This window comes from Halorubrum ruber (genome assembly GCF_018228765.1).
GTDB classification, from domain to species: Archaea; Halobacteriota; Halobacteria; order Halobacteriales; family Haloferacaceae; genus Halorubrum; species Halorubrum ruber.
This window is the reverse complement of record NZ_CP073695.1, coordinates 1526439-1548109: the sequence shown is the minus strand read 5'-3', so window position 1 is coordinate 1548109 and position 21671 is coordinate 1526439. Positions and strand designations below refer to the sequence as shown.

Sequence of the window (21671 nt, the reverse complement as noted above, 5' to 3'; positions counted from 1 at the left end):
CCGTTCGCGGCGGGGCGCGCTACCGACCGCCCCGGTCGGCGTCTTCCTCGCCGTCGCCCTCCAGTTCGTCGAGGATCGGCCGGTACTTCAGCTGGACCTCGTCCCACTCGCGGTCGGGGTCGGAGTCGGAGACGATGCCGACGCCGGCGAACAGCGTGGCCCGCCGGCGGCTCGCCACGGCCGAGCGGATCGCGACCGCGAACGCACCGTTGCCCGCGGCGTCGATCCAGCCGACCGGCGCGGCGTACCAGCCGCGGTCGAACGGCTCCGTCTCGCGGATCGTCGCCAGCGCGCGGTCCGGCGGGAGCCCGCCGACCGCGGGCGTCGGGTGGAGCGCCTCGACGAGGTCGAGGACGTGGCGGTCCGCGTCGAGCTCGGCGGTGATCGGCGTATGGAGGTGCTGGACCGTCGCGAGCCGCCGGACGCGGCGCTCGCCCGCGGAGACCGACGCCGCGAACGGCTCCAGCTGGTCGCGGACCGTCTCAGCGACGAGCTCGTGCTCGTGGACGTTCTTCTCGTCGTCGAGGAGCTCCTGCGCGAGCCACTCGTCTTCTGCCGGCGTCTCGCCGCGCCCGGTCGTCCCGGCGAGCGCGTCGGTCTCGACGGTGCGGCCGCGGAGCGAGACTAACCGCTCCGGCGTGGCGCCGAAGAAGGCGCTGTCCCCCCCGTCCGGCTCGAACCAGTAGCGGTGGCAGTCCGGGTACTTCTCCGCGAGGCGTTCGAGCGTCGCCGCGCGCGGGAAGTCGGCCGCGAGGTCGGCCTCCAGCGCCTGCGCCAACACCACCTTCCGGAGGTCGCCGTCGCGGATCCGGTCGACCGCGGCGCCGACGCTCTCGCGCCACGCCTCGCGGCTCGTCGTCCGGCGGCTCTCGCTGATCCCCGGGCGGGGCGGCCGAGAGGCGGCCGCGCTCTCGCCCGTCTCCCCGGAGTCGCGTCGGTCGAGCGCGGCGAACCGGTCGACCTCGCGCGCCAAGCGGTCCTCAACGGCGGACGCGTCCGCGTCGGCGCCGACCGCGTTGACGGTGAGCCACGCGCCGTTGTCCGCTATCGTCAGCTGGACCCGCGGTAACACGAACCGCGCCTCCGGAAACGGCCCCCACGGGTCGCCGTCGCAGGCGCCCTCGTGGAAGGCGAACCCCCCGAAGACGCGGGGACGAGCCGCCTCGGTGCCGGCGTGGACATCACCCGACTCGAACAGCTCGGTCGCTGCCTCCCGGATCGCCCCGAACCGGTCGCCGCCGTCGGCGGTGAGCGTCGCGGCCGCGCCGCCGCCGAGCACCAGCGCGTCGTCGGGCGCGCTCCAGGTCGTGCGCGGCGACGGGAGCGCGTCGAACGCCCCCGCGAACGCCGGTTCGTCGACCGCCGTAGTCCGGCTGACCAGCGGCGGCGACGACCGAGAGCGCGCCCGTTCCATGCGTATCGAGTCGGGACCGGGGACCCTTTATCCTGACTATCGGGGCGGAGCGGACGGGGGAAATCGACGCGGTGAGAGTGGAGAACGGAACTCGAACGGCGAGCGGCCCGCGATTAGCTGTACCGCTCCTCGTTCCAGGGGTTCGCCGTGTCGCTGTACCCGCGCTTCTCCCAGTAGCCGAGTTCGGGCTCGGTGAGGAACTCCACGCCCGAGACCCACTTCGCGCCCTTGTACGCGTACTTGTGCGGCGTGACGACCCGGATCGGCCCGCCGTGGTCGGCCGGGAGGTCGTCGCCGTCGAAGCCGTACGCGAGCTGGACGCCCGGCTTCGTACACTCGTCGAGCGGGAGGTCGGTGGTGTAGCCGTCCAGCGAGTGGAACATCACGTGTTCCGCCTCGTCGCGGACGCCGGCGCGCTCGGCCAGGTCCGCGAACGCGACCCCGGTGAACTCGCAGTCGAACTTGCTCCACCCCGTCACGCAGTGGAAGTCCTGCCGTTGGGTGACGGCCGGCAGGTCGCGGAACTCGTCGAGCGTGAACGAGCGCGGCTCCTCGACGGCGCCCCACAGCTCGAGCTCGAACGTCTCCGGGTTCCACGAGGGCGTTCCGCTCTTCGAGAGGACCGGGAAACCGTCGGTCTCGCGCTGCCCCGGCGGGAGCCGGTCGTCGCCGTACTCGCGGTAGAGGTCGGTGAGATCCTCGGCGGCCTCGACGCCGGACTCTGTCATGCGGCTCTGTTCGGCCCGGACCGACGTATGAATGTCGCTCTCGGAGCCGGTCGGGCGTCCGAGCGCGCCGCGCTCGACGGGAACGCCCCCGGCGCTGGAAGGAGTGCGGCCCGGGTTCGTACATCTCTAACGCGTATTCAGAAGATCAAAAATGAGCTTTTGAGTCGTCGTCTTGAATTTTCATATACGCGGATCTCCGACGCCAATTTTATATACGCCATGCCACAAGACCCGGACAGCAAATGCCACGAGTGAAGATAACCGTGCCGGAGCATCTGGAGATGCAGATCGCCCAGATGGTCGAGGAGGGAGAGTTCCTCAACCGGGAGGAGGCGGTCGAGGAGCTGCTGTCGACTGGCATCAAGGCGTACAAGACGAGCGGTCCCCGGGACGACGACGACTCCAACAGCGGGTTCGAGGAGGAGGGGATGATGGGCCACGAAGACGAGTACGTCTTCTGAGCGAACGACCCCCGCGTCGAACCGCGCGCGGCACGGATCCGTGCGTACCGCCCTCAACAACCCTTATAGGGTATACAACCCGTATCCGTGGATATGCACAAGGACGAGCTGCTCGAACTCCACGAACAGATGGTGACGATTATGGAACACTTCCGCGCGCAGGAGACCGTCGACGGCTCGCTGTTCGACCCCTACGACGAGCTTGAGGTCGACCCTTCCCACGTCCACAAGTCGAAAAGCGAGCACAAACACGCCGTGTTCGTCCTCGGTAACGCCTTAGCGAACGCGATGAGCGAAGACGAGTTCTCGCCCGCCGGCCGCGTCGGCAAGCGGATGGAGGAGCTCGCTGACGACGCCGAGAACAAGATCTGAGGCCGAAGGCTCCGGTCACGAGTCGAGGCGCGCTCTTCCTCTTATTTCGATCGCGACGCGACGCGCCGGACCCCCGTATTGATGTGTGCGCGGCCCCCTCGAACCCCACATGGTCGCGGAAGCGCTGACGTCGGACGCCGTCCATCTCGCGGCCGGAGGCGTCGGCGTCGTCGTCGCGCTCGCCGCGGTGTACCTCGTCGACCGCCCGAGCGACGACTGGACGCGGGCGCCCCGGTCGCGGCTCCTCCTCGGCGTCCCGTGGGGGACGCTCCTCGTGATCGCCGGCGTGATCGGGGTGTACCTGTTCGTCCAGTCGGGGATCGAGAACCCGAACCGACCGGTGGTGATCCCGTTCCGGTCGTGGTCGTACTTCTACCCCGAGGGGCTCGTCTGGTCCAGCTTCGCGCACGCGGGCCGCGGACACCTCACCGGGAACCTCCTCTCCGCGCTCGTCGCGGGCGGACTCGCGGAGTACGCGTACGGCCACTTCCCCGACGGGCGCGAGGTCGACCGCGGGGACGGCCTCGTCGTCCGCCTCCGGCGGCTGCTCAGTCGCCCCCGACAACTCCCGAGCCGGCTCCGTAGGCTCCCCCGACGGGTCCGGGAGGTGCTGAGCCGAATAGCCGCCGTCGAGTCGCCGGCCGAGAGCCCCTACGTGCGGGCGTTCCTGATCGTCCCCGGCGCCGCGGTCGCGTTCGGGCTCCTCTCCGCACTGTTCGCGCTCGGTCCGGTGATCGGCTTCTCCGTCGTCGTGTTCGGGTACTGGGGGTTCGCGCTCGTCTCGCGTCCCGTCGCCGCGGTCGTCGCGATGGCGGGGACGACGCTCGTCGGCGTCCTCTACGACGCCCTCCGCGTCCCGGTGGCGTTCGCCGAAGCCTCCCCCTCCTACGGCGTGCCGGGGTGGGCGAACGTCGCGATCCAGGGACACGCGCTCGGGCTCATCGGCGGCGCGCTGGTCGCCGTCGTCCTCCTGCGGCGTCGCGCCCGAGAACAGCCCGACGAGGGCCGCGGCGCGGGCTCGGACGCGGACCCAGACGCAACCGCGGGGCGGTGGCGCTACCACCCCCTCTCGACCGCAGTCGGCGACGACGGCTCCCGCGCGGACGCGACCGAGCGGTCCGCGCTCCTCGTCTTCGGCGCGCTGCTGCTGTTCGGCGCCTCCCGTCGGCTGTGGGCGCTCTACTGGTACCTCGGCAACGAGCGGTACGAACTGTACCGCGCCGTCGGCGTCGGGCTGCTCGCGCTGCTGGCCGCGGTCGTCGCCGTCGCGGCCGTCTCGCGCGACGATCCCCTGTGGCCGACTCGGGCGGTTCCGGAGCCCGAAACGCTCCGAGGGGGAATCCGGTCGGCGACGCCGGCGACGGTCGGACTCCTCCTGCTCGTCGGGGCGCTGGCGGCCGTCGCCGGCCCGGCCGTCGTCCCGAACCTCGTCGCGGTCGACGACGGCGACCTCCCGGGCGACCCGATCGAGGTGGAGGGGTACCAGGTGACGTACGCGGAGGACGTGGAGGACCAGCTCGTGGGCGTTGTTGACGTCGAGGCGTTCGGGCGCTCGACGTCGGTCAACACCTCAGGGGTGATCGTCAGCGACCCGGACCGCGAGATATGGACGACGGCGGTCTCGAAGGGGAACCTCGCGTTCTGGGGGTACCGCGCGGTCGACGTGGGCGGCACCGGCTGGCGCGAGACCGTCTGGGTCCAGCGCGTCGGGTGGGTCGCCGCGAACGGCGGCCCGACCTACCGGGTCGACGCCGTGCGAAACGAGACCAGACGGACGCTGTACGTGAGCGATCCGGCACAAGCGGAGCCGCAGATCGACGGGCGGAACATCAGCGTCGCCGCCGTCGAAGGGGGGTTCGAGATCCGCGTTACCCACGAGAACGCGACCGTGACCGTCCCGCTGCCGGAGGAGGGCACGACCCTGGAGGCGCAGGGCGTCTCCATCGTCCGCGGCGGCGACCGCGTGTACGCGCAGCGCGGCGAGACGCGCGTACGGATCGCGCAGCGGGAGCGGTACGAGGGGCGGCAGTAGCTCGGTTCGGCGCTCGAACTGGGGCGCCGGCGAGCTCCGCGCTACTCCCACTCGATCCGGTACACTTCGGTGTCGATCTCGCGCGCCGCGTCGGTGTGGTGGTCGAACTGCGCGTCGATCCGGAACTCGGCCGCGAACGCGTGGGTCACCTCGCCGCCCTCGTCGGCGGCGAACGCCTCGACGAACTCCTGACTGCCGGCGTTGTGGACCGAGTAGGAGACGGCCGCGAGGTCGCTCGCGACCGCGAGGAACTCGCGGTCCGCGTTGCGGTTCCCGTCCTGCGCGCCGAACGGGGGGTTCATCACGACCGTCGCGGGCTCCGCGACGGCGAGCGGCGGGCGGGTAGCGTCGCCGCGGACCCAGTGAACGGGGGCGCTGGCGGCGACGCGCCGCTCGTTGGCCCGGGCGGTCGCGAGCGCGCTCCCATCGAGCTCGAGGCCGACGACGCGAGCGGGGCCGCGCAGCGCGGCGGCCAGCGCGAGCATCCCCGTACCGGCGCCCAAGTCGATCACGGTTCGGCCGTCGACGTCGCCGTGGAGGTCCGCGAGGTGGACGACGTGGGCGGCTAACTCCGGGGGCGTCGGGTACTGTTCGAGGGCCGCGTCGGGACGCTCGAAGCCGGCGACGACGCCGAGCTTGGTCGCGAGCGACCGCTTTGTCGCCATCGTCAGGCCGCGCCGTCGCCCTCGACGCGGACGAATTCGACGCCCTCCCGGTCGGCCCGCTCGGCGAGCGCCGCGAGCGCCGTGCGGGTCTCCTCGCACGGCTCGTCGTCGACGCTGACCTCGATCCGACCGGCGCCGAGGAACGATGCCGCGCGGACGAGCCCGCGGAGGCGGTCGGCCTCGCGCTGGCGTTCGAGCGTGCTCTCGGCGTCGAACTCCGCCTCGGTCGCGACCGCAGCGGGCTGGTAGCCGCGGGCCGCGAGCCCCCGCTTGAGGTCGCGGAGGTGTTCTGGCGCGGTGCTGTCGAGGTCCGCCGCGTCGATGACGACGGGGTCGACATCGGCGGGGCGACAGCCGCGCAGCGTGCGTTCGATGCCGGGAGACGAAGTAGTGCTCATACAAATCCATTGGCAGAGGTTATACAAAAGTCTTTATAGATGTTTAGTAGTAATATAAGAGGTCCTGCGGTCGCGTACGGCACGCTCCGGGATCGAACGCGCCCCACCGTTGACGTTCCGGAACCGGACGAACTCCACCGTTGACGTTCCGGGATCGAACACGCTCCACTGCCGACATGGCGTCTTCGGCCCTTGGCGGGTGTTCTCAATGTCGAATTTCGACCTCAATGTGCGGTCACGTTTCGTGCGTCGTGCCGGACCGCGGCGGACCACGTCGAGGTCGTCGACGACTCGAATCTGTGTCCCCGTTTCAGGCGTTACAGACGTTTTAAACGGAATAAACCGGACACGAGGCCGACCCAAGAATCCTCAGGATCGATGATGGACGTGGACAAGGCTTAAATACGCGACTGACCACAAACCTTTTAATGGAACGTCCGAGTCGCCAACGGCAACAGGAGCGAGACACGGAGCAGGAAACGGACGAATCGACGGTCTCCTGTCCGGAGTGTGACTCGGAGAACATCGTCACCGACGCCGACCAAGAGCTCGTCTGCGAGGACTGCGGGCTCGTCTTAGACGAGCGGAACATCGACCGCGGGCCGGAGTGGCGCGCGTTCAACCACAACGAGCGGCAGTCGAAGTCGCGCGTCGGCGCCCCCATCACGGAGACGATGCACGACAAGGGGCTGACGACGACGATCGACTGGAAGGACAAGGACGCCTACGGGCGGTCGCTCTCCTCGGAGAAACGCTCGCAGATGCATCGCCTGCGCAAGTGGCAGGAGCGGATTCGGACCAAAGACGCGGGCGAGCGCAACCTCCAGTTCGCGCTCTCGGAGATCGACCGGATGGCGAGCGCGCTCGGGGTCCCGCGCTCGGTACGAGAGGTCGCCTCGGTCATCTATCGACGCGCGCTCAACGAGGACCTCATCCGGGGGCGCTCCATCGAGGGCGTCTCCACCGCCGCGCTGTACGCCGCCTGCCGCCAGGAGGGGATCCCGCGCAGCCTCGACGAGGTCGCGGACGTCTCGCGGGTCCCGCAGAAGGAGATCGGCCGGACCTATCGGTACATCTCCCAAGAGCTCGGCTTAGAGCTGAAGCCGGTCGACCCCAAGCAGTTCGTCCCGCGGTTCGCCTCGTCGCTCCAGCTCTCCGAGGAGGTCCAGTCGAAGGCGACCGAGATCATCGACGTCTCCGCCGAGCAGGGACTGCTCTCCGGGAAGTCGCCCACCGGCTTCGCGGCGGCCGCCATCTACGCGGCCTCGCTGCTCTGTAACGAGAAGAAGACCCAGCGCGAGGTCGCCGACGTCGCGCAGGTCACCGAGGTCACCATCCGCAACCGGTATCAGGAGCAGATCGAAGCGATGGGCTTCCGCTAGGGCGGTCTCCCGTTCGAAATCGCGGTGTTCGTTCCTTGCCGGGCTTCGAGATAGTTGATCGGGTTTTTAATCGATACCCGCTGTACTACGGAGTGAGATGTACTCAGAGATCCTCGTTCCGACCGACGGCAGTCCGGCGTCAGACGCCGCGATCGAACACGCGATCGACCTCGCGGACCAGTACGGCGCGCGCCTCCACGCGCTGTACGTCGTCGACGGCGCGGCGTACTCCAGCCTCGAGGCGGGCGCGGAGATCGTCGTCGAGGCGCTCGAATCTGAGGGCGAGGAGGCGACGAGGCGCGTGGCCGACGCCGCCGCGGACGCCGGCGTCGAGTGCGTCACCAGCGTGACGTCGGGAACGGCCTACCGGTCGATCCACGACTACGTCGACGAACACGGTATCGACGTCGTGGTGATGGGGACACACGGGCGGAAGGGGCTCGACCGCTACCTGCTCGGGAGCGTCACGGAGCGAGTCGTCCGCACCTCCGACGTCCCGGTGTTGACCGTGCGACAGCCGACGGATGAGTAGCCGCGTACTCGGCGAACGAGGGTGACACCGATGCGCGACTGGCTCTCTCACCGCGTGGTCTCGTCGCCCGACGACACCGCCCTCGTCCGCGCCGAGGACGGCGAGGCGTGGAGCTACACCGACCTCGACCGGCTCGTCGCCGAAACGGCCGGCCGGCTCGTCGCGCACGGCCTAGGGGAGGGCGACCGGATCGGCGTGCTCACGCCCCCGTACGTGGGCACCGTCGGACTCGTCCACGCGACGATGCGGATCGGGGCGACGTTCGTCCCGCTCGGCCAGGAGCTGACCCCGCGCGAGATCGCCGCGCGGATCGACCGGACCGACCTCGACGCCGTTGTCTGCGCGGAGCCGACCGAGCCGACGGCGACCAACGCGGCGGCGGAGATCGACGGCGTCCCGGTCTACTCCGTCGACGACCCCACGAGCGCCGAGGTCGCGGGGATCCACGACGTCGACCCGGCGTCGCTCGATCCGCCCGAGTGGTCGTTCGCGGACCCGCTCTGCGTGCTGTTCACCTCGGGGACCACCGGCGACCCCAAGCCCGTGCCGCTGACCGCGGGCAACGTGTACAGCTCGGCGGTCGCCTCCGCGTTCCGCCTCGGCGTCGAGGCAGACGACCGGTGGCTCGTGTCGCTGTCGCTCCACCACATGGGCGGGCTGGCGCCGGTGTACCGGTCGGTGCTGTACGGGACCACCCTCGTGTTGCGCGAGGGGTTCGACGCGGGCGGGACCGCCGACGACATCGACGCGTACGACGTGACCGGCGTCTCGCTCGTCCCGACGATGCTCAAGCGGATGCTCGACCGACGGGGGACGCTGTCGGACTCGCTCCGCGTGGTCCTGCTCGGCGGCGCGCCCGCACCGGCGGAGCTGTTGGAGCGGTGTCGCGACTACTCGGTCCCCGTCTACCCGACGTACGGGATGACGGAGGCCGCCTCACAGATCACGACCGCGACGCCGCGACAGACCCGAGACCGGATCGGGACGGTGGGCCGACCCCTCTTCGGCACCGACGTGACGATCGTCGACGACGGCGACCCGGTCGAGCCGGGCGACACGGGCGAGATCGTCGTCAGCGGACCGACGATCACGCCGGGGTACCTCGTGGAAGACGAGAGAGATTCCCCCGACGCGGTCGGCGAAGGCGACGCGTCCCCAGGCGACGCGATCGACCTGAACGGGATCGACCCCGCGGACGTCGACCGATCCGATTTCGGCCCGTACGGACTTCACACGGGCGATGTCGGTCGGTTCGACGAGGAGGGGTATCTCCACGTGCTCAACCGCGTCGACGACCGGATCATCAGCGGCGGCGAGAACGTCGAGCCGGGAGAGGTCGCGGGCGTCCTCCGAGAGTACGACGAGGTCGACGACGTGGCGGTCGTCGGGCTCGACGACGAGGTGTGGGGCGAGCGCGTCGCGGCGCTCGTGGCCCTCGGCGACCGGTTCCCGTCGGCGGCGACGGCCTCCGTTGAGGGAGACGCCTCGGAACAGGTCGCCTCGGAACAAGCCACCTCGGAACGCGATGCCACCGAGCAGGCCGCCTCGGAACAAGCCACCTCGGAACGCGATGCCACCGAGCAGGCCGCCTCGGAACAGACCGCCTCGGGCGACGAGACGGCTGAGGGCGACGCGGAGCAGAGCGACGGATCCGAACCGCCTGCGGTCGAAGCCGGCGGCATCGGTCCCGCGCCGATCGACGAGACGGCGTTCGTCGACTTCGCTCGGGAGCGACTCGCACGGTTCAAGATCCCGAAGACGATCGCGTACGTCGAGGAGCTGCCGCGGACCGTTTCGGGGACGGTCGACAGGGGGGCGACGCGCGCGCTCCTCCGCGAGCGCGGCGCGGACCCCCGCGAGAACGCCGACGCGGACCTCGAAACCGCGGGGTTCGAGCCTGCCGACCCCGCCGAGCCGTCCGAATCGGACGAGCCGCCGGCGGAGTCGGAGGAGAGGACGGACGGCGAGGCGGGCGCCCCGGGACTCGATTCCGACGACGCGACGGACGACGGCGCGACCGCGGACGAGCCGAGCGACGCCGACGAGGATGAGCCGAGCGACACCGGCGGGGTCGACATCGCCGACGCGGAGGAGGTCGCGACCGGACCGAGCGACGGCGACGCCAACACCGCGGAATCCGGCGACACGGACGCCCTCGAAGCGGAGGAGCGAGGCGATGGGGGAGACGACGGCGAGAAAGAAGGGCGCGACGCGGATGCGGTCGACGAGGAGTAAACTCCCCCGGCGTTCTTCGTTGTTCCACGAACGTTTTGCCCGCGGAGTCCTCACGGGTCGTATGGAGCTGCTCGACGACAGCGTCGTGCCGGAACGCGCGCGAGACGTCAAACAGGAGGCCCGCGAGTTCGCCGACGAGTACATCGCCCCGAACGCCGAGGCGTACTACGAGTCGGGCGAGTACCCGTGGGAGGTGCTCGAGGCGGGGATGGACGCCGGGCTCGTCGCCCAAGACATCGGCGAGGAGTACGGCGGGAAGGGGTTCGACTTGGCGCAGGTGCTCGCCATCGCGGAGGAGTTCTACCGCGCCGACGCCGGCATCGCGCTCACCCTCCAGCTCGCCAGCTTCGGCGCCGAGATGGTCGAAGATTACGGGACTGAAGAGCAGAAGGAGAAATATCTCCGACCTGTCGCAGAGAACGACCAGATCTCCGGGCTCGCGGTCTCCGAGCCGCAGACCGGCTCGGACCTGGCGGGGATGACGACGAAGGCCGAGAAGGTCGAGGGGGGCTACGAGCTCACCGGCGAGAAGTACTGGGTCGGCAACGCGGTCGAGGCCGACTGGCTCACCGTCTACGCGAAGACCGGCGAGAGCGACGACCGCTACTCGAACTACACGCTGTTCATCGTCGAGACCGACTCCGACGGCTACGAGGCCGAGCACATCCCCGAGAAGATGGGGATGCGCGCGTCCAAGCAGGGCCACATCGTCTTCGAGGACTGCTTCGTCCCCGAGGAGAACGTCGTCGGCAGCGAGGGCGGCGGCTTCTACGCCCTCGCGGACTTCTTCAACCACGGCCGCGTCATCGTCGGCGGCCACGGCCTCGGACTCGCCGCCGCCGCCATCGAGGAGGCGGAGGCGTTCATCGACGAGCGCGAGGCGTTCGGCCGCACCATCGACGAGTTCCAGGCCGTCCAGCACACCATCTCCGACATGCGGATCGGCTTCGAGTCGGCCCGCGCGCTCAACTGGCGCGCCTGCGAGAAGGTCGCGAACAACGAGGACGCCGGCTACTGGGCCGCGCTGGCGAAGACGAAGTCGACGGAGGTCGCAACCGACTGCGCCGAGCAGGGAATGAAGCTCCACGGCGGCCGCTCGATCCTCACCGACCGCCGGATCGCCCGCGTCTATCGCGACGTGCGCATTCCGGTGATCTACGAGGGCGCGAACGACATTCAGCGCAACCTCATCTACCGGCAGTCGCGGTAGGACGAGCGGTTCGACGCTCGTCAGATCCGGGCCGCGAGCGCGACCAGCGCTTCGCTCCCACCCGACGCGAGCGGATCGCCGTGCCCGACGCAGGCGACCTCGAACGGCGATGCGCGCTCGGCGAGGTCGCGGACGCTCGCCGCGACCGCGTCGGTGTCGTAGCTGATAAGCCAGCCAGATGGGCTCAGGTCGCTGTCCGACTCCGAGACGAGGTCGCCGAGCAGCCCGATGCCGAGCTCCTCGCTGACGTACGCGACGTGGCCCGGCGTGTGCCCGGGCGTGTGGTAGGCGGTGAACGAGCCGATCGCCTCGCCGTCGCGGACGTCGACCACGTCGAGGTCGGGGAGGTCCGTGAGGAGTCCGCCGAGCCGCTGGATCAGTCCCTTGTGGTTCCCGAGCGGCGGCGACCGCGCCCCGCGGAGCAGCTGCGCGTCGAACCTGTACGCGCGGACCGGCGCGTCGAGGTCGGGAGCCAGCGCCGCCAGCGTCCCGATGTGGTCGAGGTCGTAGTGGGTGAGGAGGACACGACCGATCGACGAGACCTCTACGCCCGCCTCGTCGAGGCCGCGTCGGATCGTCTCCTCGTCCCACGGCGTGCCGGCGTCGACGAGCGTCGGCACGTCGTCGAAGACGAGGTACGCGTTGACGCCGCGACACTCGATCCGCCAGACGCCGTCCGCGATCTCCGTCGCCATGTCGGCGCGTACGATCCGGAGCCGAATGAACGCTGTCGTGACGGAAGCGAGCGGTCGCGGACCGGACGAGACGACGAAAGTTACGCGTCGACGACGGGCCGAGCGACGAAAACGCCAAGACGCCGGGGCGACACCACGGAGTATGCGACTGGAGGACTACTGGGGGATCGGCCCCAAGACGAGCGAGCGGCTCACGGAGGCGCTCGGGACCGAGCGGGCGATCGAGGCGATCGAGTCGGCCGACGTCCGCGCGCTCGTCGACGCCGGACTCCACCGCGGCCGCGCGACCCGCATCCTCCGCAGAGCGAACGGCGAGGCCGGCATGGACGTCCTCGCGACGGGCGACGCGCGCTCGGTGTACGACGACCTCCTCTCGCTCGCGGCCGACGCGGCGCTGACCGCGCACGCGGCCGACCGGATCCGCGTGTTGACCCCGCTGCTCGACCGCGACGCCGTCGAGGAGCGACTCGACCGGGTCGTCGCCGCCCGCGACGCGTGGAGCGACCTCGACGGCGCGGACCGCGAGGCCGTCGCGGACGCCTTCGCCGCGTACGACGAGGCCGACGGCTCGGATCTGGCCGCGGTCGAGACCGCCGTCGCGCTTCGCGAGGCGGGGCTGACGGACGGCCCCTTCGCCGACGTGGGCGCGCTCGACGGTGACCGCCTGCGCGACGCGGCCGACGCGCTCGCCGACGTGCGGGGGTCGATCGACCCGGCCGGCGGGCTCGACGGCGACGACATCGAGATCGCGGCCGGCGCCGACGACGAGCTGGACCGCCTGCGCGAGCAGCTGTCGGCCGCGCGCGACCTCGCAGACTCCGCGTTCGACGTGCTCGAATCGGTCCGGGACGGGAGCCTCCGGGACTTCGAGGCGCTGGAGGCGGCGACGATCGAGCACGTCGCCCGCGAGACGGGCGTCGAGCCGGCGACGGTCCGGTCGGCGGCGCCCGACGAGGCGCTCGACGCCGCCGACTTCGTCTCCGGGACGCTGCGGGAGCTCGTCGTCGAGCTGGAGGCGGCCGTCGACGAGCGCGAGGCCGCCGTGGCGGCGGACATCCGCGAGCGGCTGGGCGACGAGCCCGCGGCGGACGCGGGCGACGAGGACGGCACTGAGGGGGAAGCGGACGGCGGCGACACGACCGTCGCGCGCGCCGCGACGGCTGTTTCGGACGCGGCGTTCCTCCTGTCGCTCGGGCGGTTCGCGGCCGAGAACGAGCATGTCCGACCGACGCTCGTCGACGACGGTATCGCCGTGCGCGGCGCGCGGAACCCCTTCCTCGGCGGCGAGGTCCAGCCCGTCTCCTACGGGGTCGGCTCGCACTCCCTGGCGGACGACCCGGGGGTCGCAAGCGCGGACGCGCCGCCGACCGGCGACCGCGTGAGCGTCCTCACCGGGGCGAACTCCGGCGGGAAGACGACGCTCCTCGAAACCCTCTGTGCGGTCGCGCTGCTCGCGTCGATGGGCCTGCCCGTCCCCGCGGACGCGGCCGAGGTGGGGACGTTCGACCGGATCGTCTTCCACCGCCGGCACGCCTCGTTCAACGCCGGGGTGCTGGAGTCGACGCTGAAGTCGGTCGTCCCGCCGCTGACCGCGGACGGCCGCACGCTCATGCTCGTCGACGAGTTCGAGGCGATCACGGAGCCGGGGCGCGCCGCCGACCTGCTGAACGGGCTGGTGACGCTCACCGTCGACCGCGGCGCGCTCGGCGTCTACGTCACCCACCTCGCCGAGGACCTGAGCCCGCTGCCCGACGCCGCCCGGATCGACGGCATCTTCGCGGAGGGACTGACGAACGACCTCGAACTCCGCGTCGACTACCAGCCGCGGTTCGGCACGATCGGCAAGTCCACGCCGGAGTTCATCGTCTCGCGGTTAGTCGCGAACGCGGGCGACCGCGGCGTCCGCGCCGGCTTCGAACACCTCGCGGGCGCGGTCGGCGAGGAGGCAGTCCAGCGCACGCTCTCCGACGCCGAGTGGGCGGCGAACGATGACTGAGGAGGGGCGTGGTCACGACCCCGGGCCCGACCGGCTCCGGTCGATCGCGGTCCACCGCGAGGACGTGGCGAACGCGCTCGAAGCCAGCCTCCGGAGCGACCGCGAGGTCGTCCTTCGGGTGACCCCGCCGTTCTCCGGGCGGATGCGCGCCCGACTCCACGCGCTCGACGCGGGCGGGGACGGTGGCGACGGCGAGGGTGCGGGGAGCGCCGACGCCTCCGACTCGCCCGCGCCGCTTCACATCGACCCCCGAAACCTCGTCGCGGAGGTGCCGCCGTACCCCGAACCGGACGAGACCGCGAGCGAGTACCCGGACGCCGACCTCGAAACGCGGCGGGAGCGACACGCGGAAGCCGTCGCGGCGTGGCGCGAGCGCGTCCGGGAGCGCGTCCGCTCGACGGTCGAGATCGAGGTCGACGACGAGACCCGCACCGTCGACGTGGTCGCGCTCGCATAAAATCGGAGTTCCCCGTTCTGCCTACAGCCGCAACCGCTCGACAGCGGTGCCCGCGGCCTCGAAGTCGTCGTCGGTCGCGGCCGCGACCACGACGGTGTCCGCGTCGGTGTCGGCGTCGAGGTCGACCTCGAAGTCGCCGTCGTCGTCCGGCGTCACGAGCCGCGAGGTCGTTCGGGTGTGGACGGCGACGGTCTTGGCGTCCGTCTCGCCCGCGACGACGACCGAATCCTCGACGAACTCGGCGGTGGCCGTCAGGTCGGGGCCGGCAGGGCGGTCGCGCTCGACATAGCGGTCGCGGACGACGGTCGGCGTCTCGACGGGTTCGCCCTCGTCGACGCCGTGCGCCAGCCGGACGAAACCGGCCATCGACCAGGCGAGCGGGGTGGCCCCCCCGGTTCCCTCGCCGAACTCCCAGCCGTACTTCGTCGGGTGTTCACGGTCCCACACCTGCTCGGGTAACATTAGTCCGGAGTTGCCGAACCCGGCCATCGTCTCCAGCAGCGTCTCGGGTTCGAGCTTCTCGTCGTCGGTGCCGCCGAAGGCGTCCGAGCCGTCGGCGCGGGCGCGAAGCTCGTACTCCCCGCGCTCGCCGGTGAAGATCGGCCAGAGCCGCCCGCGGCCGTCGCCGGTTCCGGCCCACGGCGCGCCGGGGTCGCCGACGGCGATCTCGCCGTACGCGTCGCCGACGTAGCGGTACCAAGCCGCGCCGTGAGGCGTGTCGACGCGGATCGAGTCGTCGACGACGGAGACGGAGTTGCGGACGACCGGATCGTCGGCGGGCTTGATCCCCAGCCGGACGAGTTCGAGGAAGCCGCCGTCGACTATCTCCCGCTCGTCGTAGGTGGGGCCGTCGTTGGCGATGGTGCGGGGGCGCCCGGAGTCGGGGTTCCCGTCGGCCGTGATCCGGATGTAGTACGGGGTCCGGTCGTGGCGGTCGGTGCCGGTCGCGGTCGCGCACCACTCCTCGACGCGGGCCGTCCAGTCGTCCGCGAGCGCCAGCCACGCGAGCGCGTCGGCGCGGAGCGACTCCGGCGACGCCGCGGTCTCGCTCCCAGACACGTCTCCGTCGCGCCGGTCGGCCTCCGCGAGCGCGAGCGCCGCGCCGCAGACCAGGCCGGCGATCTCGGCAGCGATGCTCGACGGCGAGTAGCCCGCCTCCTCCTCCCAGCGCTCCTGGGCGGTCTCGGGGCCGTTATCGGCGATGTAGTCGAGCGAGCGGGCGACCTGGTCGTAGGTGTAGCCGGCGTCGTCAAGCGTCACGCCGCGCTCGTACAGCTGCCAGGCCATCACCGAGGGGAACCCGATGTTGTCCATCTGCTCGCCGCCCCACCGGGTCCGCCCGTCGATGTAGGTGTTCTGCGGGAGGAACCCGTCGTCGTCCTGCTGGGTGTTGTACAGGTACGCCAAGGCGTCGGCGCCGCGTTCGAGGTCGTCCATCTCGATCAGCGCCGTGAACACCTGGTAGAGGTCCCGCGACCAGACGAAGTTGTAGCCGTAGCCGCGGTCCTCCGCGGCGTACTCCGTCTCGCCCCACGGGACGGAGGGGCTGGCGATCCCTGCGCCGTCGTGGGCCTTGTCCTCGACGGCCGCCAGCGTCATCAGGGCGAAGCGGTACTGCGCCGCGAGGTCCGGGTCGCCCGCGACCGAGTCCGGGAGATCTCGCTCCGCGAGCCACGAGCGCCACGTCTCTGCGTACGCGTCAGCGGCCTCGTCGAAGCTGCGGCCGAGCGCCCCCTCCGCCTCGCCGAGCGCGGCCGCGGTGTCCGAATCCTCGGCGAATCCGAGCGCGACGGTGTCGGACACCGACTCGCCGCTCCCGACGAGCCCGGCGAGAACGACGTTGCCGACCGCCTCCGACGACTCCTCGCCGCGCTCGCCGTCGCCGAACAGCGCGGCCGCCGCGTCGCCGCCGGCCCCGAGCGCGCTGGCCCAGTCGAACCCGTCGCCGCTCGCCAGCGCGAGCGCGGGGGCGAACGGTTCGCCCTCGTCGTCGACGAGCTTCCCCGCGTCGCGATCGGGGTTATCCTTCTGCGCGAGCAGGTGGGCCCCCGCGTCGCCGTCGACGCGCTCGGCGCGGTCGTTCGTGCCGACGTTGGCGATCGTCGCGTCCGCGAGCGCGTACACGTCGTACTCGCGGCTCCCCTCGAACCGGACGTCCGCGAGGATCGCGGTCCCGTCGGTGTCGACCGCGTACTCGACGCGGAGCGTCCAGCTGTGGCCGTGGCCGTCGCCGGTCTCGCGGATCCGCTGGACGTACGCGAGCGCGTCGTCGGCCGCCGGCTCCGTCGTCCGCTCGATCGTCTCCGTCGCCGTGACGTGGCCCGTCTCGTCGAACGTGCGGATCGCGTACTCGGAGTCGGGGTCGGCGACGAGGAAGTCGAACGTCCGGACGTTCATCACGTCGATCCGGGGGAACCGCGCCTCGGTGAGCGCCCCCTCGGTGAGCGTGAACCACACCGGCACCGGCTCGTCGGCCTCGTAGTCCGCGGGCGTGCCGACGCCGAACTTCCGACCGGTCGTCCAGTGGGGCGCCGCCTCGGGGCCGGTCTCGCGGTCGTGCGGGACCGGGAGCTCGCCGTGGCTCGCGAGCGTCACCGTCGCGTCGATCCGGAGCGCGTGCGACCACGCGATGGGGGTCGCGCTGTCGAGGTCGCCGTCGTCGAACGCCTGCTCCGCGAACAGCCCCGCCTCGTTGACGAAGGGGCCGTCGGGTTCACAGAGCGCGTACAGCTCGCGCGCGTCGGCGAACAGCGGCCCGGCGGCCCCGCCGCGCTCTTCGACGACGCCCGCGAGCGTCGCCGCCGCGGTCGCGCCCCACAGCGTCGCGATGGACCACACCTTCGCGGCGCCCTGTTCGGCCGTGCGCCAGTCGTCGCCGGTGAACCTGACGAGCCCCTCCACCGAGGCGGTCTCGCGGCGGAGCGCGTCGATCGACTGCCGGACGTGGGTGTTGACGCGGTCGAGGAAGCGGTCGAACTCGCTGCTCTCGACGGGATCGATCGAGCCGGAGCCGTCGGTCGCGGCGTCGTCGGCCGCGGAGCCGTCGGCGCTCGGGTCGTCTCCCGCTCCGGCCTCGTCGTCGAGCAGGGCGGCGTACTCGGCGGCCGCGGTCGCGAGCGCGAAGGTGCTGGCGTCGGCGCGGGCGTCCTGCCCCTCGTCGCTGGCGCGCTGGAGGAACCGCTCCGTGTCGGGGTTCCAGCGCGCGTCGAGTCCCGACAGCGCCGCGTCCGCGGCGTCGGCGGCGGCGGCGCGGAGGTCCTCGTCGACCGGCGCGCGCGCAACGGCGGCGAACGCCCGGAGGTACTCGGCGCCGGTGTGGGTGAACCGGCCGAGCGCGTTCTCCCAGCAGTTCTGACAGCGGCGCGGCAGCCCGTCGTCCTCGGTCGTCTCCAAGAGGAACTCGACGGCGTCCGCGATCGTCTCGTCGATCCGCTCGCGCCACTCGGTCGGGAGGTCCGCCTCGCGGCGCAGCGTCGCGAGGAAGGCGACCACGGTGGCGGGCTGGTCGAGCTGGTCGTTTGGGCCGGGCGTCGCGTTCGCGCCCTCGATCCGGGCGTTCGCCCAGCCGGGCGCGACCTTGCCCGAGTCGGCCCACACGCGGTGGGGCCACGAGCCGTCGGCGTCCTGGGTGCGGCAGAAGAAGCTCGCGGCCGCGAGCAGCTCCTCGTCGGCGTCGAGGCCGAGTTCCTCGCTCGCGCCGAGCAGCGCGGTCGACACCGTCGCCTCGTCGCGGAACCAGGTGTAGCCGTAGCCGCCGGAGGTGGAGTAGAAGGGGTCGAACTCGGGGGCGGCGATCCGGCCGCCGGACTCCGCGGTGAGCAGGTCGAGCGCGCGGAGGTCGCTGGCGATCACCGACCGGCGGGGAGCGTCCTCGGGCACGTCCGGGCCGCGACCGTCCGCGGCCTCCCGGAGATCGTCGGCGTCGGGGTAGGCGGTGGCGATGTTCGAGACCGCCTCGATGCGGCGCTGGCGGTCGATCCCGTCGGTGAGCGCGTCCTTCGCGTCGTCGCCGGTGTCGCGCGTCGCCCGGCGGTCGACGACGGCGCGGCCCGCGAGGGTGACGCGCTCCGTGCGCCCGTCGCGCTCGAAGGGCGCGCGGACGACGACGTCCGGAGTGAGCCGCGAGTCCTCGCGCCGGTCGATCTCGCCGCGGTGTGGGAACCCGTCGCCGCCCTCGCCGAGCAGTTCCGGGATCGTCCGCAGGCGCTGCCCGTGGGCGTTCGAGAGGCCGGTCGAGGCGGTGAGGAAGTCGTGTTCGGTGCGGTGGTACACCTCGACGACGCCGCCGTCGTTCGGGCCGGCACCGTCGTGGACCATGTTGCCGACCCGCCCCTCGACCATGTCGGGCGAGAACGCGTAGGCGGCGACGAGCTCGGCGTCGGCCGGCGGCGAGCCGCGGAGCTCGACGTGGGTGAGGTGCGTGTCGCTCACCACGAGGTCGAACTGGTGGATGGTGTAGCGGCCGGCGTCGTACTCGGTCTCGACGAGCGGCGTGTCGCCGTCGTAGTGCTGGCGAGTCGTCTCGAGGTCGTCGAACCAGCGGACGCCGCGCCCGGCGGTTATCCCCATCCGGAGGCGGTCGGCGCCGCCGACCTCGGAGAGGGAGTACGAACAGTCGTGGACGGTCCCGTCCGGCCCCACGTGGACCAGTCGGCCGTCGTCGCCGGTGAACGCGCCGGCGGTCATCGAGTGTTCCGCCGGGTAGCGCTCCCCGCGCCGACGTTCGTGCTCCGTAAGGGCGGTACGCAGTCGCATACCCGGTCTGCGCCGGCCGGAGTAAAAGCCTTGACGACCGCGGCGGACACCGCGCGACGCCGGCCGCGGTCCGGTCGGGAGCGTCGAGGCGCCTGTCGTCGCCGCGCAGACGCCACCGAAACAAGAGCAACACCGAAGGCCCCGGGTGCCGATGGGCGTCACATGCACCACCCCGGACCCCCGCGCTTCCTCGCGACCGGCGAGCAGACGGAACTCGCGCCGAGAGACCCCGACCCCGACGCCGCGTACGCGTGGCGCGTCGCGGACGCGCCGCCCGACAGCGAGGCGACCGTCGGCGACGACGCCGTGACCGAGTTCACGCCCGACGTCCCCGGACGCTACCTGATCGGCCTCGACGCGCCGGACGGCGACCACCTGCTCACCGTCCGCGCGTTCCCGGCGAGCTACGAGGGCGTCGACGTCGCGGGCGGGAGCGGCACCGCGATTCGCGACCGCGACGCGGGCGACGTCGACGCGCCGCGCGACTACGCCGCCCGTGAGCGACACGAGGGAGTCGGCCGGCCGCGCGTGCGGGTCGACGCGAGCGTCGCGTTCGACGGTGAGGCGGACGGGGAGAGCGAACACGCCGGGGAGGCGGTGTTCACCGCGGTCCCCTCGCCGAATCCGGAGTCATCGCTCGACGCCGACGACTTGGCGGTGACGTTCGTCGTCGACGACCGCGACGTCGCCGACGCCGTCGCGGCGGGGCGGGCGAACCCGCGGGACGCGCTCCAGGTGAGCGATGACGGCCGCGAGCTCCGCGTGCCGCTCGACGCGGTGCCCGACCGGCTCCGGGTTCACGCCGTCTCGGTCGCTCGGGACCCGGGCGAGGACCCGCGAGTCAGCGTCGCCGATGCGGCGGCGATCGAGCGCGTCGACAGTAGCCCGTCCGCGATCGACGACGCGGCGGAGGGCGAGGCCATGTTGACGCCGGCCACGCCCGAGTTCGAGACAGTCCGACTCAACGATCCGCCGGCGTGGACCGCGGACGCCTCGGTGTACGAGATCTTCGTCCGCACCTTCGCCGACGCCGAGGAGGGCGAGGCGTTCGACGCCATCGCCGAGCGGATCCCGCGGATCGCGGAACTCGGCGTCGACACGCTGTGGCTCACGCCGGTCCTCGGCCACGACGGGAAACCCCACGGCTACAACATCGTCGACTTCTTCGACACCGCCGACGACCTCGGCGACCGCGAGGAGTTCGAGGCGCTCGTCGAGACCGCTCACGACCACGGGATGCGCGTGCTGTTCGACTTCGTCGCGAACCACACCGCGCGCGACCACGAGTGGTTTCAGGACGCCTACAAGAACCCTGACTCGCCGTTCCGCGACCGCTACGAGTGGCAGGAGTCGGGCGAGCCGGGCACCTACTTCGACTGGGAGCTGATCGCGAACCTGAACCACGCGAACCTCGACGTGCGGCGGTTCCTGCTCGACGTGATCGACGAGTGGGCGCCGCTCGTCGACGGGTTCCGCTGTGATATGGCGTGGGCGGTCCCCGACTCCTTCTGGCGCGAACTCCGCGACCGCGTGAAGGACATCGACCGGGAGTTCCTCCTGATGGACGAGACGATCCCGTACATCCCCGGCTTCCACGAGGGGATGTTCGACGTCCACTTCGACGCGACGCTGTACTTCCAGCTCCGGCAGGTCGGCCGCGGGGCCGAGCCCGCAGAGAGCGTGCTGGACGCGGTCGACCAGCGCGCCGAGATCGGGTTCCCCGACCACGCCGAGTTCCTCCAGTACATCGAGAACCACGACGAGACGCGCTACCGCGTGGAGTGCGGCGACGCCGCCGCGGCGGCCGCGGGCGCGGCGATCATGACGCTGCCGGGCGTCCCGATGGTGTACGCCGGCCAGGAGATCGGCCAGCGCGGCCGCCGGGACGCGATCGCGTGGGACCACGCGCGCGAAGAGGTGCGCGACCGCTACGAGCGCCTGCTCGAAACGCGGCGCGACCACCCCGCGCTCGGGCCGGACGGCGACCTCGCGCGCGTCGGCTACCACGTCGCGAGCGGCGACCTCTCCGAACGGCCGATCGTCGCCAGCGGCGACGTCCACCCGGACGACGTGGTCGCGTTCCGTCGGCACGACGGCGAGGAGGACCTCCTCGTCGTCATCAACTTCGCGCCCGCCGACGCGAGCGTCGCGGTCGATGTCGGCCACGGCGAGCGCGACCTCGTGACCGACGAGCGATGCGTCGTCGAGGACGGCGAGGGGACGGAGCGGATCCGCGTCGACGAGGTGGCGGTCGTGCCGGTCACGGAGGAGTAGGCGGCCGCCTCGCACGACGGTCTGTTTCGGGAGTCGCTCTCGGCCGCGACGCCCCCGGACGCAAC

The 21671-nt window shown here is 71.6% G+C and carries 16 protein-coding genes; 10 read left to right on the top strand and 6 right to left on the bottom strand.

Annotated elements, in window-relative coordinates; translation table 11 throughout:
• Positions 1-19: 19 nt before the first annotated feature.
• Positions 20-1414, bottom strand: a complete 1395-nt coding sequence (locus J7656_RS07695) for an isochorismate synthase (RefSeq protein ID WP_211552970.1) — start codon at positions 1412-1414, stop codon at positions 20-22.
• A 113-nt stretch (positions 1415-1527) separates the two neighbouring features.
• Complete coding sequence (locus tag J7656_RS07690) at positions 1528-2142, bottom strand: sulfite oxidase-like oxidoreductase (protein ID WP_017343454.1); 615 nt, start codon at positions 2140-2142, stop codon at positions 1528-1530.
• A 242-nt stretch (positions 2143-2384) separates the two neighbouring features.
• Between J7656_RS07690 and J7656_RS07685 the strand changes: the two genes are divergently transcribed.
• The 3 genes from J7656_RS07685 (at position 2385) to J7656_RS07675 (ending at position 5007) form a co-directional block, all read left to right on the top strand.
• Entirely contained in the window at positions 2385-2603 is a 219-nt protein-coding gene (locus tag J7656_RS07685; protein ID WP_017343455.1) for a ribbon-helix-helix domain-containing protein, read from the top strand.
• Positions 2604-2696: 93 nt separating this feature from the next.
• Positions 2697-2975, top strand: coding sequence for a UPF0058 family protein (locus tag J7656_RS07680; RefSeq protein WP_008442749.1), 279 nt, complete (start codon positions 2697-2699; stop codon positions 2973-2975).
• A gap of 109 nt (positions 2976-3084) precedes the next feature.
• Positions 3085-5007, top strand: a complete 1923-nt coding sequence (locus J7656_RS07675) for a rhomboid family intramembrane serine protease (RefSeq protein ID WP_211552969.1) — start codon at positions 3085-3087, stop codon at positions 5005-5007.
• A gap of 41 nt (positions 5008-5048) precedes the next feature.
• Here J7656_RS07675 and J7656_RS07670 read toward each other — a convergent pair whose 3' ends face one another.
• The gene (locus J7656_RS07670) at positions 5049-5672 is read right to left on the bottom strand and encodes an METTL5 family protein (RefSeq protein WP_017343457.1); all 624 of its coding nucleotides are present in this window, start codon (positions 5670-5672) and stop codon (positions 5049-5051) included.
• A 2-nt stretch (positions 5673-5674) separates the two neighbouring features.
• Complete coding sequence (locus tag J7656_RS07665; RefSeq protein ID WP_017343458.1) at positions 5675-6070, bottom strand: DUF7961 family protein; 396 nt, start codon at positions 6068-6070, stop codon at positions 5675-5677.
• 428 nt (positions 6071-6498) lie between these two features.
• Between J7656_RS07665 and J7656_RS07660 the strand changes: the two genes are divergently transcribed.
• The 4 genes from J7656_RS07660 to J7656_RS07645 all read left to right on the top strand — a co-directional run bounded on the left by J7656_RS07660 (position 6499) and on the right by J7656_RS07645 (position 11429).
• Positions 6499-7452, top strand: a complete 954-nt coding sequence (locus J7656_RS07660; protein ID WP_004598548.1) for a transcription initiation factor IIB — start codon at positions 6499-6501, stop codon at positions 7450-7452.
• Positions 7453-7549: 97 nt separating this feature from the next.
• The gene (locus tag J7656_RS07655; RefSeq protein WP_017343459.1) at positions 7550-7984 is read left to right on the top strand and encodes a universal stress protein; all 435 of its coding nucleotides are present in this window, start codon (positions 7550-7552) and stop codon (positions 7982-7984) included.
• A 30-nt stretch (positions 7985-8014) separates the two neighbouring features.
• Positions 8015-10219 (top strand): AMP-binding protein, encoded by a 2205-nt coding sequence (locus tag J7656_RS07650; protein ID WP_211552968.1) that lies wholly within the window; start codon positions 8015-8017, stop codon positions 10217-10219.
• A 61-nt stretch (positions 10220-10280) separates the two neighbouring features.
• The gene (locus tag J7656_RS07645; protein WP_017343461.1) at positions 10281-11429 is read left to right on the top strand and encodes an acyl-CoA dehydrogenase family protein; all 1149 of its coding nucleotides are present in this window, start codon (positions 10281-10283) and stop codon (positions 11427-11429) included.
• A gap of 20 nt (positions 11430-11449) precedes the next feature.
• Here J7656_RS07645 and J7656_RS07640 read toward each other — a convergent pair whose 3' ends face one another.
• A complete protein-coding gene (locus tag J7656_RS07640; protein WP_211552967.1) occupies positions 11450-12124 on the bottom strand; it encodes an MBL fold metallo-hydrolase in 675 nt (224 codons plus the stop codon).
• A 142-nt stretch (positions 12125-12266) separates the two neighbouring features.
• Between J7656_RS07640 and J7656_RS07635 the strand changes: the two genes are divergently transcribed.
• Complete coding sequence (locus J7656_RS07635; RefSeq protein WP_211552965.1) at positions 12267-14120, top strand: MutS-related protein; 1854 nt, start codon at positions 12267-12269, stop codon at positions 14118-14120.
• Entirely contained in the window at positions 14113-14577 is a 465-nt protein-coding gene (locus tag J7656_RS07630) for a DUF8009 family protein (protein WP_211552963.1), read from the top strand. The genes J7656_RS07635 and J7656_RS07630 overlap by 8 nt, the downstream gene beginning before the upstream one ends.
• 21 nt (positions 14578-14598) lie before the next feature.
• Here J7656_RS07630 and J7656_RS07625 read toward each other — a convergent pair whose 3' ends face one another.
• On the bottom strand, positions 14599-19332 hold the full coding sequence (locus tag J7656_RS07625) for a DUF7997 domain-containing protein (RefSeq protein WP_017343465.1): 4734 nt from the start codon (positions 19330-19332) through the stop codon (positions 14599-14601).
• A 162-nt stretch (positions 19333-19494) separates the two neighbouring features.
• Between J7656_RS07625 and malA the strand changes: the two genes are divergently transcribed.
• Complete coding sequence (gene malA, locus J7656_RS07620) at positions 19495-21606, top strand: alpha-amylase MalA (RefSeq protein ID WP_017343466.1); 2112 nt, start codon at positions 19495-19497, stop codon at positions 21604-21606.
• The last annotated feature ends 65 nt before the right edge of the window (positions 21607-21671 follow it).